Annotated in this window: 15 protein-coding genes; 7 read left to right on the forward strand and 8 right to left on the reverse strand. The window is 62.1% G+C overall.

From position 1 onward, the window contains the following. Positions 1–22 precede the first annotated feature (22 nt). The 6 genes from ribBA to glyA all read right to left on the reverse strand — a co-directional run bounded on the left by ribBA (position 23) and on the right by glyA (position 5,699). Positions 23–1,132, reverse strand: a complete 1,110-nt coding sequence (ribBA, locus tag G5154_RS15550; protein ID WP_216979379.1) for a bifunctional 3,4-dihydroxy-2-butanone-4-phosphate synthase/GTP cyclohydrolase II — start codon at positions 1,130–1,132, stop codon at positions 23–25. A 148-nt stretch (positions 1,133–1,280) separates the two neighbouring features. Continuing rightward, positions 1,281–1,934: a riboflavin synthase gene (locus tag G5154_RS15555; RefSeq protein WP_005358459.1), complete on the reverse strand. Its 654-nt coding sequence runs from the start codon at positions 1,932–1,934 to the stop codon at positions 1,281–1,283. 55 nt (positions 1,935–1,989) lie between these two features. Further along, complete coding sequence (gene ribD / locus G5154_RS15560) at positions 1,990–3,105, reverse strand: bifunctional diaminohydroxyphosphoribosylaminopyrimidine deaminase/5-amino-6-(5-phosphoribosylamino)uracil reductase RibD (protein ID WP_421251345.1); 1,116 nt, start codon at positions 3,103–3,105, stop codon at positions 1,990–1,992. A gap of 199 nt (positions 3,106–3,304) precedes the next feature. After that, positions 3,305–3,754 (reverse strand): transcriptional regulator NrdR, encoded by a 450-nt coding sequence (gene nrdR / locus G5154_RS15565; RefSeq protein WP_005338880.1) that lies wholly within the window; start codon positions 3,752–3,754, stop codon positions 3,305–3,307. 135 nt (positions 3,755–3,889) lie between these two features. After that, the gene (locus G5154_RS15570) at positions 3,890–4,366 is read right to left on the reverse strand and encodes a hypothetical protein (protein WP_337073539.1); all 477 of its coding nucleotides are present in this window, start codon (positions 4,364–4,366) and stop codon (positions 3,890–3,892) included. 79 nt (positions 4,367–4,445) lie between these two features. Next, complete coding sequence (gene glyA / locus G5154_RS15575; protein ID WP_040068624.1) at positions 4,446–5,699, reverse strand: serine hydroxymethyltransferase; 1,254 nt, start codon at positions 5,697–5,699, stop codon at positions 4,446–4,448. Between the two features lie 324 nt (positions 5,700–6,023). On the opposite strand from glyA, the gene G5154_RS15580 reads away from it, so the two are divergent. Further along, positions 6,024–6,308, forward strand: coding sequence for a hypothetical protein (locus G5154_RS15580; RefSeq protein WP_201938297.1), 285 nt, complete (start codon positions 6,024–6,026; stop codon positions 6,306–6,308). 48 nt (positions 6,309–6,356) lie between these two features. Here the strand turns inward: G5154_RS15580 and torS are convergent, their stop codons facing one another. Continuing rightward, positions 6,357–9,182 (reverse strand): TMAO reductase system sensor histidine kinase/response regulator TorS, encoded by a 2,826-nt coding sequence (gene torS / locus G5154_RS15585; RefSeq protein ID WP_421251346.1) that lies wholly within the window; start codon positions 9,180–9,182, stop codon positions 6,357–6,359. A 70-nt stretch (positions 9,183–9,252) separates the two neighbouring features. Between torS and torT the strand changes: the two genes are divergently transcribed. Both torT and G5154_RS15595 read left to right on the forward strand, forming a co-directional pair. Further along, a complete protein-coding gene (gene torT, locus G5154_RS15590; protein WP_337073540.1) occupies positions 9,253–10,299 on the forward strand; it encodes a TMAO reductase system periplasmic protein TorT in 1,047 nt (348 codons plus the stop codon). 37 nt (positions 10,300–10,336) lie between these two features. Then, on the forward strand, positions 10,337–10,741 hold the full coding sequence (locus tag G5154_RS15595) for a GFA family protein (protein WP_337073541.1): 405 nt from the start codon (positions 10,337–10,339) through the stop codon (positions 10,739–10,741). A gap of 36 nt (positions 10,742–10,777) precedes the next feature. On the opposite strand, the gene torR is transcribed toward G5154_RS15595, so the two are convergent. Continuing rightward, positions 10,778–11,491, reverse strand: coding sequence for a two-component system response regulator TorR (gene torR, locus G5154_RS15600; protein ID WP_337073542.1), 714 nt, complete (start codon positions 11,489–11,491; stop codon positions 10,778–10,780). A 145-nt stretch (positions 11,492–11,636) separates the two neighbouring features. Here torR and torC point away from each other — a divergent pair, with 145 nt between their 5' ends. From torC to G5154_RS15620, 4 genes are all read left to right on the forward strand, one after another. After that, entirely contained in the window at positions 11,637–12,803 is a 1,167-nt protein-coding gene (gene torC, locus G5154_RS15605) for a pentaheme c-type cytochrome TorC (RefSeq protein ID WP_337073543.1), read from the forward strand. 27 nt (positions 12,804–12,830) lie between these two features. Further along, positions 12,831–15,323, forward strand: a complete 2,493-nt coding sequence (torA, locus tag G5154_RS15610) for a trimethylamine-N-oxide reductase TorA (RefSeq protein ID WP_421244664.1) — start codon at positions 12,831–12,833, stop codon at positions 15,321–15,323. Between the two features lie 99 nt (positions 15,324–15,422). Further along, on the forward strand, positions 15,423–16,091 hold the full coding sequence (gene torD / locus G5154_RS15615; protein WP_337073545.1) for a molecular chaperone TorD: 669 nt from the start codon (positions 15,423–15,425) through the stop codon (positions 16,089–16,091). Between the two features lie 7 nt (positions 16,092–16,098). After that, positions 16,099–16,467 (forward strand): hypothetical protein, encoded by a 369-nt coding sequence (locus G5154_RS15620; RefSeq protein ID WP_227341296.1) that lies wholly within the window; start codon positions 16,099–16,101, stop codon positions 16,465–16,467. Positions 16,468–16,512: the final 45 nt, after the last annotated feature.

A 16,512-nucleotide genomic window follows, 5' to 3' on the forward strand; every position in this document is an offset into this window, starting at 1 on the left:
GTGGTACTTCTCTGGTAGAGCTTTACTCGCCGACGTACTCAACCACTTCCAGACCGAAACCGCCGAGGGCATGGTACTTCTTCGGCGAGCTCAACAGGCGCATCTTGCTCACGCCGAGCGCCTTGAGGATCTGGGAACCCACGCCAACCCGGCGCGAGGTGCCCTGCCACTTGGCCCCTTCCGGTGCCAGTCCCTTGTCAGCGGCTTCAAAGCCCTTGACCCGGGCCAGCAGCTCGGCGCCGTGTGCTTCCGCTCCCAAGATCACCAGCACGCCGCCTTCGTCAGCGATGCGGGCCATGGATTTAGGCAGCGGCCAGCTGCGTGCTGCATGGCGGTCGGTCAGCAGCAGATCGCTCAGCACATCGTGCAGGTGGACGCGCACCAGGGTCGGCTGATCAGCCTGCACCTCACCCTTTTTCAGGGCGAAGTGAACCTGATTGTCGATGGTGTCGCGGAAGGTGATGAGGTCAAACTCGCCAAACTCGGTGGGCAGCTTGCACTCGGCCACCTTCTCGACCGTGGTCTCGTGCTGGTTGCGGTACTCGATAAGGTCGGCGATGGTGCCAAGCTTGATGCCGTGCTCCTCGGCGAACAGCTCCAGATCCGGACGGCGCGCCATGGTGCCATCTTCGTTGAGGATCTCGACGATGACGGCGGCAGGCTCGAAACCGGCCAGACGGGCCAGATCGCAGCCCGCTTCGGTGTGGCCGGCACGGGTCAGCACGCCGCCATCCTGCGCCATCAGCGGGAAGATGTGGCCCGGCTGCACCAGATCGGCTGCCTTGGCATTGGGCGCCACTGCCGCCTGCACGGTCACCGCACGATCGGCGGCTGAGATACCAGTGGTCACCCCTTCCGCCGCCTCGATGGAGACGGTAAAAGCGGTGGAGAACTGGGCATTGTTGCGATCAACCATCAGCGGCAGCGCCAATTGCTTGCAGCGATCCCGGGTCAATGTCAGGCAGATGAGGCCACGGCCGTAGCGGGCCATGAAGTTGATATCCTCCGGACGGACGCAGGAGGCGGCCATGATGAGGTCCCCTTCGTTCTCCCTGTCCTCGTCATCCATCAGGATCACCATCTTGCCAGCCTTGATATCGGCAATGATTTCCTGGGTTGTGCTCAGCGCCATGGGCTACTCCATCAGTGTGCTTGGGGGTTGAGCCCGCAGGCTCAACGCAAATGCGTGTGTATGTTGCTCTAGATTGGGGCGCATGGCCCCATTTCAATCGGAGCGGGATCACAGAAAATCGTTTTGGTCGGGGCCAACACCCCGACCATCAGAGAAAACCGGCCTTGGCCAGCTTGTCCAGAGTCAGGGTGGAGGCGCTGCTCTCCTGACTCTTGCCCATCATCAGCCGCTCCAGATAACGGGCGATCTGATCGACCTCGAGGTTGACCTTGTGACCCGGCTTCCAGCTGGCGATGGTGGTCTCCTGCGCGGTGTGGGGCACGATAGTCAGGCGGAAAAGGTCCCCCTGCACCGCGTTGACGGTGAGGCTGATGCCATCCACCGCAATGGAGCCTTTCTCGGCGATGTAGCGGGAGAGTTCCCCCGGCGCCTTGATCCAGTACTCGATGGCGCGGCCGCTGCTGGAGACGCTTTTCACCTCCCCTACCCCATCCACATGGCCGGAGACCAGATGGCCGCCGAGGCGGGAGGTGGGCATCAGCGCCTTCTCGAGGTTGACCCGATCGCCCACTCTGGCGGCGGCAAAACCGGTACGGGAGAGGGTTTCCAGCGACACGTCGGCGGTATAACTCTTGTCGCCCAGCGCCACCACGGTGAGGCAGACGCCGTTGGTGGCGATGGAGTCGCCCAGTTTGACGTCGCTAAAATCCAGACCTGGTGCGTGGACGGTGAGGGCCATGTCATCGCCCTGACGGCGCAGCTCGGCCAGGGTTCCCACCGCTTCGATAATTCCGGTAAACATGCAGATCACCTTGCTGATGACGGGGACTGATTATGCCCCCTTGAACATTGATAAATCAGGCTATTTTGGCGGTAATGCGAATATCCGGCCCCACCATGCGCACATCCTTGATGGCAAGCTTGGGGGCCTGGAACAGCCGGGTCAGACCCGGCAGATGGAACAGGCCGCGCCCTTCGTCACCCATCAGTTTGGGAGCCTGATAGAGCACCAGCTCATCCACCAGCCCTTTTTCCAGCAGAGCGCCGCAGAGCCGCGGGCCCGCCTCGACCAGCACCGAGTTGACGTTCTGTTTGGCCAGCAACATGAACAGGCTGACCAGATCCAGCTTGCCATCCAGCAGCGGCAGCTCCAGCTCCAGCTGCTGCACCCACTCGGGCCACTCGCCGGACGCCTTGTGACGGGCCAGCAGCACCGGACTCTCGCTCTGGAACAGCGGCAGATCCGGGGTAAGGCGGTTTTGCGAATCGACGATGACCCGCAGCGGCTGGCGCAGGGTCTCTTTGGGATAGCTCGCCTTGACCGAGGGGGGAAGCTCGTCCCAGCGCACGGTCAGGGAGGCACCATCGGCCAGCACGGTTTCAGCGCTGGAGAGTACCGCATCGTGGCGGGCCCGCAGTCGTTGCACATCGCGGCGCGCATCGGGGGAGGTGATCCACTGGCTCTCACCGCTCGCCATGGCGGTGCGGCCATCGAGGCTGGCTCCCAACTTGACGGTCACCCGCGGGAAGGCGGTACGCATCCGCTTGAAAAAGCCCGGGTTGAGCGCTTCGGCTTCGCTCGCCAGCAGGCCGAAATCTGTCTTGATCCCCGCTTCGGAGAGCATCCGCAGGCCACGTCCGCCCACCTGGGGATTGGGATCGACCATGGCTGCTACCACCCGGGCCACGCCGGCGTTGATCAGCGCTTCGGCGCAGGGGGGAGTACGACCGTGGTGGGAGCAGGGTTCGAGGGTTACATAGGCGGTGGCGCCACGGGCGTTGTCACCGGCGGCGCGCAGGGCATAGACCTCGGCATGGGGCTCGCCCGCCTTCTGATGCCACCCTTCGCCAACCACCACGCCATCTTTGACCAGCACGGCGCCGACGCAGGGGTTGGGGGCCGTGGTGTAGCGGCCGCGGCGGGCCAGTTCGAGGGCCCGACTCATCCATTGGTAATCATCTTGACTAAACATTCGGGCTCCTTTGACAACACATCTCGACTTTACGCAGTATCGTAGGTTCGATTAGCGCAGCGTGATCGGACGCGGCAACATGGGTGAGAATGGCGGTTTACTTCTCCAGCTTGGCGATCTCTTCGCCAAACTCGCGAATATCTTCGTGTCCTGAGGTAGAGAGGGGCGAAGTGGATATCCACTTGCCCATCCGATACCATCATTTCTCCAATTTGGCGATCTCTTCACCGAACTCGCGAATATCTTCGAAGCTGCGATAGACGGAGGCAAAGCGGATATAGGCCACCTTGTCCAGACTCTTGAGCTCATCCATCACCAGATTGCCCACCAGCTCGGAGGCGACTTCGCGCTCGCCGGTGGCACGCAGGCGGGATTTGATATGGTTGACCGCTTTTTCGATGGCCTCCATGCTCACCGGCCGCTTCTCCAGCGCCCGCAGGATGCCGGCGCGCAGCTTGTCTTCGTTGAACGGCTCGCGGGAGCCGTTGGACTTGATGACGCGGGGCATCACCAGCTCGGCCATCTCGAAGGTGGTAAAACGCTCGTGACAGAGCAGACACTCACGACGGCGGCGCACCTGATGGCCTTCTGCCACCAGACGGGAATCGATCACCTTGGTATCAACCGCACTACAGAATGGGCAATGCATCGGACCTCCGGCGTTAATGGAACAGGGACCGGCCCGGCGGGCCAGGATCTAGGTCGGCCAGTGTAACACGGCCATCCAACCGTGGTAAAAAGCGGAAAAGCGTGATTTTTCTGTTCGTTATCACTAATGGGCAACTCACTCGTCGTAAGGCAGAGTATCAGGATCACAACCCAGATAATCGGGGGCTGGGTCGACCGTAAACTGCACCGCATCGATATAGTCATGACCCAGCATCAATGCCTTGCCTATCCGGTGCATGCCATCCATCACCCGACCGGCGCTGTCGAGAATGATCGGGTAGGCGAGATCCGCCGCCATGATGAGCTGGCAGTGCTCGACTACGCTGCGCACCGTAGGAGTGGCGCTGCCATGGCCATACCAGTGATCACGGTCAAGCTCGGCAATGTCGCTCAATGCCACCGCCTGCCGCGGCAGATCACGGCTCAGTCGCACCAACCGCCGTACATCCCATGCCAGCAGCCCCTGCTCACTGGCACGAAAGTGATACTGGGCGCGGATTGCCAGCCGAAGCTCCGCCTCCAGCACCTTGTCCCGCTCTGCGCAGGAGTGTGCCTCTTCGCTCGGTAACTTCTCTTCGTGGTTCAATCTCATCCATCTCGTGTTGCCCAACGCCAGAAAAAACAATGCCACCCGAAGGTGGCATTGGTCTCAAACTGGATGGTCTGACTTATCAGCCATAAACCGGGAAGCGGCGGCAGATATCCAGCACCTTCTCGCGCACGGTGGCCAGCACGGCATCGTTGTCGTGGTTGTCCAGTACGTCGCAGATCCAGTGGGTCAGCTCGATGGACTCGGCCTCCTTGAAACCGCGGCGGGTGATGGCCGGGGTACCGATCCGCACACCGGAGGTGACGAACGGGGAGCGCGGGTCGTTGGGCACGGAGTTCTTGTTGACGGTGATGTTGGCTTTGCCCAGTGCAGCGTCAGCATCCTTACCGGTCAGCTCGCGGCCGATCAGGTCAACCAGCATCAGGTGGTTGTCGGTACCACCGGAGACGATCTTGTAACCGCGCTCGATAAAGGTGGCAGCCATCGCCTTGGCGTTTTTGACGACCTGAGCCTGATAGGTCTTGAACTCCGGCTCCAGCGCCTCTTTGAAGGCAACGGCTTTACCGGCGATGACGTGCATCAGCGGGCCACCCTGGCCACCCGGGAAGACGGCAGAGTTGAGCTTCTTGTAGAGCTCCTCGTCGTCAGCGGCGGAGAGGATCAGACCACCGCGCGGGCCGGCCAGGGTCTTGTGGGTGGTGGAGGTGACCACGTGAGCGTGGGGAACCGGGTTCGGGTAGACGCCAGCGGCAATCAGACCAGCCACATGGGCCATGTCGACGAACAGGTAGGCACCGACCTTGTCGGCGATTTCGCGCATGCGGGCCCAGTCAACGATGCCGGAGTAGGCAGAGAAGCCACCGATCATCATCTTCGGCTTGTGCTCGACAGCCTGACGTTCCATGTCGTCGTAGTCGATCTTGCCGGACTCATCGATACCGTAGGGAATGATGTTGTAAAGCTTGCCGGAGAAGTTGACCGGAGAGCCGTGGGTCAGGTGACCTCCGTGGGCCAGGTTCATGCCCAGTACGGTGTCGCCCGGCTGCAGCAGAGCCATGTAAACGGCGCTGTTGGCCTGGGAGCCGGAGTGCGGCTGCACGTTGGCGTAAGTGGCACCGAACAGCTCTTTGGCACGCTCGATGGCCAGGGTTTCGACCACATCCACATACTCGCAACCACCATAGTAACGCTTGGAGGGGTAACCTTCGGCGTACTTGTTGGTCAGCTGGGAGCCCTGGGCTTCCATGACACGGGGGCTGGTGTAGTTCTCAGACGCAATCAGCTCGATATGCTCTTCCTGACGACGGGTTTCGTCTGTGATGGCCTGCCACAATTGCGGATCATAATTGGCGATGGTCATGTCACGTTTCAACATCCGTTTCTCTCCTGAAAATCGTTTGCGCGTTAGGTGAAGTGGGCGCGGGCATTGTAACGTGAGCTGGATCAAAGAGACAGTCCAACCACCTAAAAAAATGTTGAATTTATGTTGTAAAAAGCAAGATTCCCTCCCCGTTCAATACCCTGGCCGCTCCGCCAAACGACACATTTTTCATCCCGCTGCGGGCGGGCAAAACCCGAAGGGGATCACAACGCCCTCTTTATCCATCTTGTAACATATTCATTCGAAACAAATTTAATGATGATGAAGCTGATTGCAGCCATGCATCCGAGGGGCTGCACCTAACCGGAGGAGTTCAAGATGGACCATCTGCTGACATTCGTGATCCTGGCTGTCTTTTTTCTGTTCTACTGGGTCTACTACACCAGCCAACGCAAGCATGTCCCCACCACCTCGTGGGAACAGCTCCCCACCAAAGCCGACTATCTGGCGGCCCACCCTGAATCAGTCGATGGCGACATCATCTTCTGTTATCACTGCGGCCACCACGAGTTGCTGGAGGTGGGCATGGTGCACCTGACCGATTTTCGCCGGGAATGGGTCTGTGCCAAGTGCAAGCAGGTGCTGTTTCGCGAGAGCGAATAACGGCGCAGGGGCTGGCCCCCTCTGAACGTTGTGCATCGCCAGCAGGGATCAGAACGGCGCATCCCTGTTGGCCGCCAGCCACTGCTGCAACCCGCTCACCGCCGCGTCAAATTGCGCCCCGATTGCCGCAGGCTCCCCGCCTCCCGCCTCAAGAGCCGCACAGTGGCTGGCAAATTCGGTCAACCCCAGCGCCAGCGCACTCCCCTTGAGCTTGTGCGCCAGCTGACGTTGCTCACTTCCCTCACCCTGAGCCAACTTATCCAGCAACACCCGCCCTTGCGACTCAAACAGCGCGACCAGCTGACGGATCCGCGCCATGCCGAGCAGGGGCAGATCGGCATCCAGCACCGGATTGGCACACTCGGGGTGGTTAGTTGGGGGCACGGCTACTGATAACTGCACCTGTGGCTCGATAGCGGCGCCCTCTTGCCGAAATAGTTGATCTATGGCGTTCGCCAGCACCGCCAGCCGTACCGGCTTGCCGACAAAATCGACAAACCCGGCGGCAAGGCAGTGGCGGATATCCTCCGGATACATCTGGGCCGAGATGGCGATGGCGGGCAGCGGCCGCTCATGCATCTCCTCGCTGATGGCGGCCAGATCCTCGCGCAGGGTCATCCCGTCCATATCGGGCAGATTGATATCGAGCAGCGCCAGCTCGAAGGGGCGCTCAGTCACCAGCGCCAGCGCACTGCGACCATCCTCCGCCAGGGTGACGCGATGGCCGAGGCGGGTCAGCATGCCTTGCGCCACCAGCCGGTTGATCTCGTTATCCTCCACCAGCAGGATGTCACGGGACTGGCCAAGGTGCAGCGGTTGCGCCTCGGCAGGCAACTGGGCGCTCGAACGCTGCAACGGCAAACTGAAGCTGAATTCACACCCCTTGCCCGGTTCGCTGGCAAGGATAAGCTCGCCCCCCATGGCGGCCACCAGCTTGCGGCTAATCGCCAGACCCAGCCCGGTGCCGCCCTGATGGCCTATATCACGCTTGCGCTGGCGAAACGCCTCGAACACCGCCTCCTGCTCATCGGCCGGAATGCCGGGGCCGGTATCGCGCACCACGAAGCGGATGCAGGGCTCGGCGCAAGGGCCTTGGCAGGCAAGAGGCGCTACCGTCAGGGTAATCTGGCCACGGGCGGTAAACTTGACCGCATTGCCGAGCAAGTTGCCGAGCACCTGGCGCAGTTTGCCCAGATCCCCCTCGACCACAGGCGCCAGCTCGGGCGCATATTCCAGCGCCAGAGTGACCCCCTTGGCCTCTGCCTTTGGCCGGAACAACGCGCTGAGCTCATCCACCAGCTGGAACAGGGGGAAGGGTTCGCGGCGCGCCTCCACATGGCCCGCTTCTATCTTGGAGTAGTCGAGAATGTCGTTGAGGATCTCCAGCAGGGATTCGCCACTGTGTTCGATGGCGGCCAGATAGCGCTGCTGGGTATCGCTCAGGTGGGTATCTTCCAGCAGTGTCAGGCCACCCAGAATGCCGTTCATGGGGGTGCGGATCTCGTGGCTCATGGTGGCGAGAAACACAGACTTGGCGCGGTTGGCCTGCTCTGCCTCGGCGCGGGCCTGCCGCTGCTTCTCCACCTCCTCATTGAGCCGCTCGTTGGCGTGGCTGAGCTGGCCAGTGCGCTCCTCGACCCGCGACTCCAGCTCGCGCTGATAGCGGCCCAGCTCCACCGCATTGTCACGAAACACCTGCAGGGCCCGCCCCAGCTCCGCCAGCTCATCGCGCCCGGTACTGGCGATCGGCTCAAGGGGGGCCAGATCCCCGCGCGCCAACCGGCTCATCCCCGCCACCGCCCGTTGCAGTGGCCAGACGATCCGGCCATAGACCATGCGCCACATCAGCAGCATCAGTAGTAGCAGGGTGAGCAGGCCAATGGCCATCAGCGCCTGCTCCAGCAGCCTGAGGCGCTGGCTTAGCGCCTGCTGGCTCCGCCCCAGCGAATCGCGGGCACGGCTGACCAGCTCTCCGACCTGCTGGTTGAGGCTGCTCATCAGGGCCTCATTGGCATTGGCCAGCACCCGCAGCGCCTCCCCCTTGCCGAGCCAGTCGCTGCGCAGTTGCACCAGCTTGTCGCTCTGCGAAAGCACGGTCAGCGCCTGCTCCACCGCCTGACGGCGTGCCGGGTCGGTCACCGCCCCGGCCCGCAGTTGCAAGATGGCCAGCTCCCGCTGCCCCTCTTGCAATAGCGTTTGCAACTGTTCCTGTCGTTCGCTGCGCCACATCTCCTCGATGCGCTGCTGCTGCATCAGGGTGCGATGACGCAGCTCGGTCATCTGCTCCAGCCAGTCGAGATCCTGCTCCAGCAGGCGGTCCAGCGTCCGAGTCGCCTGCGCACCTTGTTGTTGGTAGAGGGAACCCAACCCCGCCACCATCACGGTTTCGGCGTTCTCCATCTGGCTGCGCGCCAGCTCGGCGATCTGCCCGGCCGCCGCCACCAGACGGGCCCGCTGCGCCTCCCCTTGCGCCATCAGGGTCAATCTTTCCCCCACCAGCCAGCCCTGCTGGCCCAGATTGCCGATGATGCTCTGACTGAGCTGATCGAGGCTTGTTGAACCCTGCCCACGACCAAGTTGCGCCAGTACCTGTTGCAGCTGTTGCCCCTGCAGGGTGAGCAGGCGTCCCTGATGCTCCCGCTCCTGCTCGCTGGTTGCGGTGGCCAGCAGCCGTGACGCGCTCTGGATCTCGCCGCTGAGGCGAGAGAGCGTGCGGGCCAGCTCCTGATCGGCCAGAGTCTGCTGCACCCCTTGCTCCAGCTGGCGCAGATGGCTAAGCCCCACCCAACCCAGCAGGGAGGCACTCAGTGTGAGTAATGCCATCAAGGAGAAGGCCAGCAGCAACTTGCCACCCAGGCCGGAAAAGATTCTCACGGGAAGTCCCTTGGTTGTGGTCGGCTTTGACCGGATAATATGGCCCAACACTTTAACAAAACCCCTGGCCATGCGAAGCGTCTATCTCTCCCCGTTGTTGCTCATGTGGTTGCTCACGCTGCCTCGCGCCGCCCTCGCCTTTGCGGTCGATATCTGGCCCGGCGGCGAATTCAGCGGCCAGCCGGTGCGCCAGCAGTGGCCGGAACCCGCCGCCGCAACCAAACCGCTGACCCTCTGTGCCCTCTACCCCCATCTGCGCGACGCCTACTGGCTTTCGGTCAATCAGGGCATGGTGGACGAGGCGAAGCGGCTGGGAGTCAAGTTGCAGATCCACGAAGCGGGGGGCTATGGAGCCCTCGCCGAGCAGCGCCAGCAGTTGCTGCGCTGCGTGCAGGAAGGGAGCGATGCCATCTTGCTCGGCGCGGTGAGCTATCAGGGCTTGCGCGAGGCAATCAAGGTCACGCCGCTGCCGGTCTTTGGACTGGTCAACGATCTGCCCAGCGGTCTGGTGCAGGCGAAGGTGGGGGTCTCCTGGTACCAGATGGGCTGGCAAATCGGCCACTGGCTGGCGCAGCGTCACCCCGCCGGCAGCAAGCCGGTCTCGGTCGCCCTCTTCCCCGGCCCGCAGGCAAGCGGCGGCAACAACTTCGTCGAGCCGGGCTTTGCCGACGCCATCAAGGGGAGCGCCATCAAGCTGGTCACCACCGAGCGCGGCGACAACAGCCGGGAAATCCAGCGCACGCTGGTGCAGCAGACGCTGGCTCGCTATCCCGACCTCGACTATCTGGTGGGAGGCGCCATCGCCGCCGAAGTGGCGGTCAACGAGCTGGCGCAGCGCCATCTCGACAGACCCCAGGTGCTGAGCACCTACTTCAGCCACGGAGTACAGCGAGGCCTGCGCCGGGGCAAGATCCTGGCCGCCAACAGCGATCAGATGCGGCTGCAGGGGCGCCTTGCGGTCGCTCAGGCTGTCTGCCTGCTACAACACCCTGATGCCAATACCGAGCAGTGCCCGCGGGTGATGGGGCCACCCATTCTGACGCTCTCTGCACCGCTGGCCGCCCCCGCAGATTCCCTCTCGGATGGCGCTTTTCGTCCCGTCTATCGGGTCGAATAGCCGTTCCAAATCCGATTAGCCCACTCAAGGAGAAGAGATGAAAGAGTTACATGCCAGCTGCCTGTGCGGCGCCGTCGCCCTGACCCTGCCGGATCAGTTCGACTATATGGGGAACTGCCACTGCAGCGAATGCCGCAAGTTTTCGGGGGGAGATTACGCCTCGGTCGGCGGACTGGATGGCAACAAGGTCACCATAGTGAAGGGGGAAGAGGCCATCGGCCGCTACCGGAAATCGGCAGAGACCACCCTGGCCTTCTGTCGTCACTGCGGCTCCAGCCTGTTCAGCCAGAAGAGCAGCAGCGGCAAGATCAACCTGCGCCTCGGGGTACTGGACGACGTGCCGAGCCAGCGGCCCGCGTTTCACATCTTTGTCGGCTCCAAGGCGCCCTGGCACCAGATTGACGATGACTGCCCGCAATTTGATACCCGCCCGCCGGTCTGATACCCGGTCAAACAGGTCAAGGCCACCGTAACGGGCTCAGGAGGCTATCTCACCGGCAAACAGATAGCCTTCACCATGAACGGTGACAAACAGCTGGGGATCCCGCGGATCCGGCTCCATCTTGCCGCGCAGCCGCCGGATCAACACGTCTATGGTGCGATCGCTCGGGCCATCGCCGCGATGGCTGATGAGGGTCAGGATCCGCTCCCGACTGAGCACCCGCCCGGCATGGGCGACAAAGGCCACCAGCACTTCATATTCGGCCTTGGTCAGACGAACCGGCACCCCGTCCTTGCTGAGCTGACGGCGGGGAATGTCAAAACGCCAGGGGCCGAAGCGCACCGCATCGTCAGCCACCGCAGGCTCGCTCGGTGCGGCGGCCGCCAGCGAGATCCGCCACAGCAGATTCTTGACCCGCACCAGCAACTCCCGCAGCTCAAATGGCTTGGTAACATAGTCATCGGCTCCCATCTCGAGGCCGACAATCCGGTCCACCGCATCGCTGCGGCCGGTGACCAGAATGATCCCCACCGTGCTGCGCGCCCGCAGTTCACGGGTCAGCAGCAGACCATCTTCCCCCGGCAGGTTGATATCCAGCATCACCAGATCGACCGTTTGTTCTGCCAGCATGGCGCGCATCTCCTGGCCGTTTTCGACCGCCGTCACCCGATAGCCCTCCCGCTCGAAATAGCCGGTCAGCTTCTCGCGGGTAACCGCATCATCTTCAACAACCAGAATGTGGTAGCTCATGGGCAGGGTTCACGATGGTCGACAAGGGAGGATTATTCTATTCACATTTTGTCATAAATACCCCTATTTCATTAATTTGTGGCGGCAGCCCTGTTCACAACGCCTCCCTATCATGGCTCCCATCAAAAAAGTGATGTGAGAGAGCATGATGAAAAAACTGTGGCACTTCCTGCGCACCCCCAGCCGTCGCTGGTCGGTACTGGCGCTGCTTCTGGTGGGCGTCGGCGTCACCCTCGCGGGCACCGTCGGCCTGCACTATGGCTTTGAGAAAACCAGCAGCCTCGAATTCTGTATCTCCTGCCACTCCATGAAAGACACCGTCTATCCGGAGTACAAGGAGTCCATCCACTTCAAGAATGCCTCCGGGGTACAGGCGGTCTGTACCGACTGTCATCAGCCGAAGGATTTTGTCGGCAAGGTGGCCCGCAAGATGGAGGCGGCCAACGACCTCTATCAGGAGTACATAGGCCACAGCATCGACACCCGGGAGAAGTTCGAGGACCGGCGCCTGCATCTGGCGGAGAAGGTGTGGGCACGGATGAGCCGCCAGAACTCCAAGACCTGCAAGTCCTGCCACAGCTACGACAACATGGATCACGCCAAGCAGTCCCCGGCGGCCGCGCTGGCGATGAAAGATGCGGCGGCGAAGAACATGAACTGCATCGAGTGCCACAAGGGCATCGCCCACGAACTGCCCAACATGGCGGGCGGCTTCCGGGCCACTTACGCCACCCTGGTCAACGACGCGCAAGAGGCGCCAGCCACCGAGACCCTCTACAACCTGGGTGAAAAAGATCTCTACGCCAGCGAACAGAGTACCGACCCGGTCGGCAAACTGCTGCCCGCCTCCCGCATCGACGTCGTAGACCGCAGCGGCGATCGCCTCAAGGTGACCATCGAAGGGTGGCGCGAGAGCGATGGCAAGGGCCGGGTGCTGAGCGAATACATGGGCAAGCGGGTCTTCGTCGCCACCATCCGTGACGAACTGAAAGCGAGCGAGAAAGTGCTCAAACAGGAGACCGACAGCGCCACCCATATCAAGTGGGAACAGGTTCAGGTGCAGGCCTGGGTCGATGGCAAGGGCTTTGAGTCCTCGCTCAAGCCGATCTGGGATTACGCCGGCGAGATGTACAAATCCACCTGCAACTCCTGCCACGGCGCGCCGGATCCCGCTCACTTCACTGCCAACGGCTGGATTTCGGGACTCAAGGCGATGTCTGCCTACTATCGCCTGAGCAAGGAAGAGGAGCGCACCCTGCTCAAATACCTGCAAAACCATGCCGCCGATACCGGTGGTCAGGGCAGCCACTAAGTCCGGATTCGAAAGAGGAATAACAAGATGATCAATATTTCCCGTCGTGGTTTTCTGGGTGGCTTGCTGGCCAGCGGTGCCTCTGCCCTGATCGGCCCCTCCCTGCTCGGTCGCGCCGTGATGGCCGCCGAGTCCGGCGAAAAACTGGTGCAGTCCGGCTCCCACTGGGGCGCCTTCCGTGCCCGGGTGGTCGATGGCCGCTGGGTCGAGACCCTGCCGTTCGAGCACGACAAGCACCCCACCGACATGCTCAAGGCCTTGAGTGAAGTGGTCTACAACCCCTCCCGCATCCGCTACCCCATGGTGCGGCTGGACTGGCTGCGCAAGGGGCACCAGTCCAACACCAGCGAACGCGGCCAGAACCGCTTCGTGCGGGTCACCTGGTCTCAGGCGCTCGATTTTTTCTATCACGAGCTGGAGCGGGTGCAGAAAACCTATGGCCCGAGCGCCCTCTATGCCGGCCACTCCGGCTGGCAGTCAGTGGGCAAGCTGCACTCTGCTGGCGCCATGTTGGGGCGTGCCATGAACCTGCACGGCACCTATCTGGCCAAGGCCGGTGACTACTCCACCGGTGCCGCCCAGGTGATCCTGCCCCACGTGGCGGGCGCCATGGAGGTGTACGAGCAGCAGACCTCCTGGCCGCTGGTGCTGGAACACAGCAAGACCATCGTTATCTGGGGCTCAGATCCCATCAAGAACCTGCAGGTGGGCTGGCTGGTGCCGGATCACAGCGTCTACGACTACTGGGCGCAGCTGAAAGAGAAGGTGGCCAAGGGCGAGATCCGGGTGATCAGTGTCGATCCGGTCAAATCCAAGACCCAGAAGTACCTCAATTGCGATCAGGTGACCCTGAATCCGCAGACCGACGTGCCGCTAATGCTGGGTATCGCCCACACCCTCTACAGCGAGAAGCGCCACGACGAGAAGTTCCTGAAAGACTACACCACCGGTTTTGACAAGTTCCTGCCCTACCTGCTGGGCACCAGCGATGGTCAGGTGAAGGACGCAGAGTGGGCCGCCGCCATCTGTGGCGTACCAGCCGAAACCATCCGCGAGCTGGCCCGCACCATGAGCAGCGGCCGTACCCAGCTTATCGGCGGCTGGTGCGTGCAGCGTATGCACCACGGCGAACAGTACGCCTGGATGCTGGTGGTACTGGCCTCGATGATTGGCCAGATCGGCCTGCCGGGGGGCGGTTACGGCTTTGGCTGGCACTACAACGGGGCGGGCACCATCACCTCCAGCGGCCCTATCATGTCAGGTTTCAGCTCGGTCATTCCCGGCGTTAAACCACTCCATGACGGCGACTGGAAGGGCTACTCCAAATACATTCCGGTGGCCCGCTTCGTCGACTGCATCCTCAATCCGGGCAAGCAGATCGCCTTCAACGGCCAGACCATCACCTACCCCCACATGAAGATGGCGGTGTTCTGCGGCAACAACCCGTTCCACCACCAGCAGGATCGCAACAAGATGGTCGCCGCCTGGCGCAAGCTGGAAACCGTGGTCAGCATCGATCACCAGTGGACGGCCAGCTGCCGTTTCGCCGATATCGTGCTGCCCGCCACCACCACCTATGAGCGGGACGACATCGAGCAGTGGGGTTCTCACTCCAACGCGGGCATTCTGGCCATGTACAAGGTGGTGGAGCCGCTGTTCGAGGCGCGCGATGACTATGACATCTTCGCCGATCTCTGCCGTCGCTTCGGTCGCGAGGTCGAATTCACCGGCGGCAAGAGCAAGCTGGAGTGGATCCAGAGCATCTATGACGATGCCCGCCTGCAGGGCCGCGGCATCGGCATCCGTCTGCCCCGTTTCAGCCAGTTCTGGCACGGGGAAGGCTTCGTCACCTTCCCGGCAGGCCAGCCCTGGGTGCGTCACGAGTCGTTCCGTCAGGAGCCGGATCTGGAACCCCTCGGTACCCCGTCTGGCCTTATCGAGATCTACTCCAAGACCATTGCCGACTACGGCTATGGGGATTGCCCGGGCCATCCGGTCTGGATCGAGCCCTACGAGCGCTCACACGGCGGGCCGGGCAGCAAGCAGTACCCGCTGCACCTGCAATCCTGCCACCCGGACAAACGGCTGCACAGCCAGCTCTGCTCCTCCGACAACTATCGCGCCACCTACACAGTGCAGGGTCGCGAGCCTGTCTACATGAATCCGCAGGATGCCAAATCCCGCGGCCTCAAGGACGGCGATCTGGTGCGGGTGTTCAACGGCCGCGGTCAGGTATTGGCTGGGCTGGTGGTGAGCGATGACTACGCCCCCGGCGTAGTCCGGATACAGGAAGGAGCCTGGTATGGCCCGCAAGAGGGCGGCAAGGTAGGGACTCTCTGTACCTACGGCGATCCCAACGTGCTGACCGCCGACATAGGCTCCTCCAGCCTGGCGCAGGCCACCACGGCCCACACCGCGCTGGTGGAGATCGAGAAGTTCCGCGGACAGGCGCCCGCCGTCACTGCCTTCGGCGCGCCGGAATCGGCCAAGGGCATCGACCCCATGTTCCCGGCACTCTGACCCCGGGGGGACGAAAGCGCCCCCTTGAGTTTCCTTTATTTTTAAAGTCGTTAGAATCGGGAGCCATCAAGGCTCCCGATTGCCATCCACGGAGGAAAAATGCAGGAATTTATGGCTACCAGCGAACGCCGGGCCGAACTCTACTGGTGGTTCTCCACCCTGTTCGCCGCCGAACTCAGTGATGAGCAGATCGCCGAATATGACACCTATGACGTGCGAAGCTTCCTGAAAAGCCTCTCCACCCTGGATCCGATGCGCGAAGCCGTGGCCGAGCTCAACGATGCCATCGCCCGCCTGCTGGTGCGCCCGGATCGCCAACTCGAACTCGCTGCCGACTTCGCCGGCCTGTTTCTGGTGGATCCCAAACAGGGCGCCCTGCCCTACGAATCGCTCTATCGTGGCGATGCCAAGCTGCTGATGCAGGCCCCGATGGCCGGGATGCAGGCCCGCCTCGATCGCCTTGGTATCAATGTCAGCGACAAATACAAGGAGCCTGCGGATCATCTGGCCATCGAGCTGGATCTGATGGGCAATCTCATCATCCGCGCGGCGGAAGCCAAGAGCGCAGCCGAGCGGGAACGCTGGCTCGACGAGCAGGAAGCACTGCTGCACGGTCATCTGCTGGGCTGGTTTGACAAGTTCGAAAGCGCCTGTCGCGCCGCCGACCGATTTGGTTTCTACGGCGCCAGTGCCCGTCTGCTGGGGGTCTTCCTCAAGATGGATGCTAACTACCTCTCTCTGGTCAAACCGGCACCGTCCGCCGACTGAGGCCGCGATGAAGACAGCCCTGCTTCTGATTGCATGCTGGCTGCTGGCCCTGATCCCGCTGGATCAGGGCATTACTCCCCTGATCGCGCTGCTGTTCAACCCGGATCGCGAGCTCTACGGCACCGCCCAGCTTACCGGCTTTGCCGGCATCCTGCTCACCCTCTACCTTGCCAATCTCGGCGTCGAGGTGGTGTTGCGCCGCCGCTTCCAGATTGCCGGCATGCTGGCGCTGCTGGCCGCCTGGATCGACTTCATCAACAGCAGCGGCAGCGAGTCGCACTTCCTGCTGCTCTACCTACTCGCCCTCCCGTTCCACCTGCTCGGCTGGCTGGTATTTGTGCGCGGTATTCAGGCATTTGGCCGAGAGAAAGGCTAAAAAACAGCCAATAATATTGCAAATCATGACAGCCAGGTCAGGCTC

The sequence above is a fragment of the Aeromonas sp. 600527 genome, from assembly GCF_049175415.1.
Classification (GTDB): domain Bacteria; phylum Pseudomonadota; class Gammaproteobacteria; order Enterobacterales; family Aeromonadaceae; genus Aeromonas; species Aeromonas veronii_A.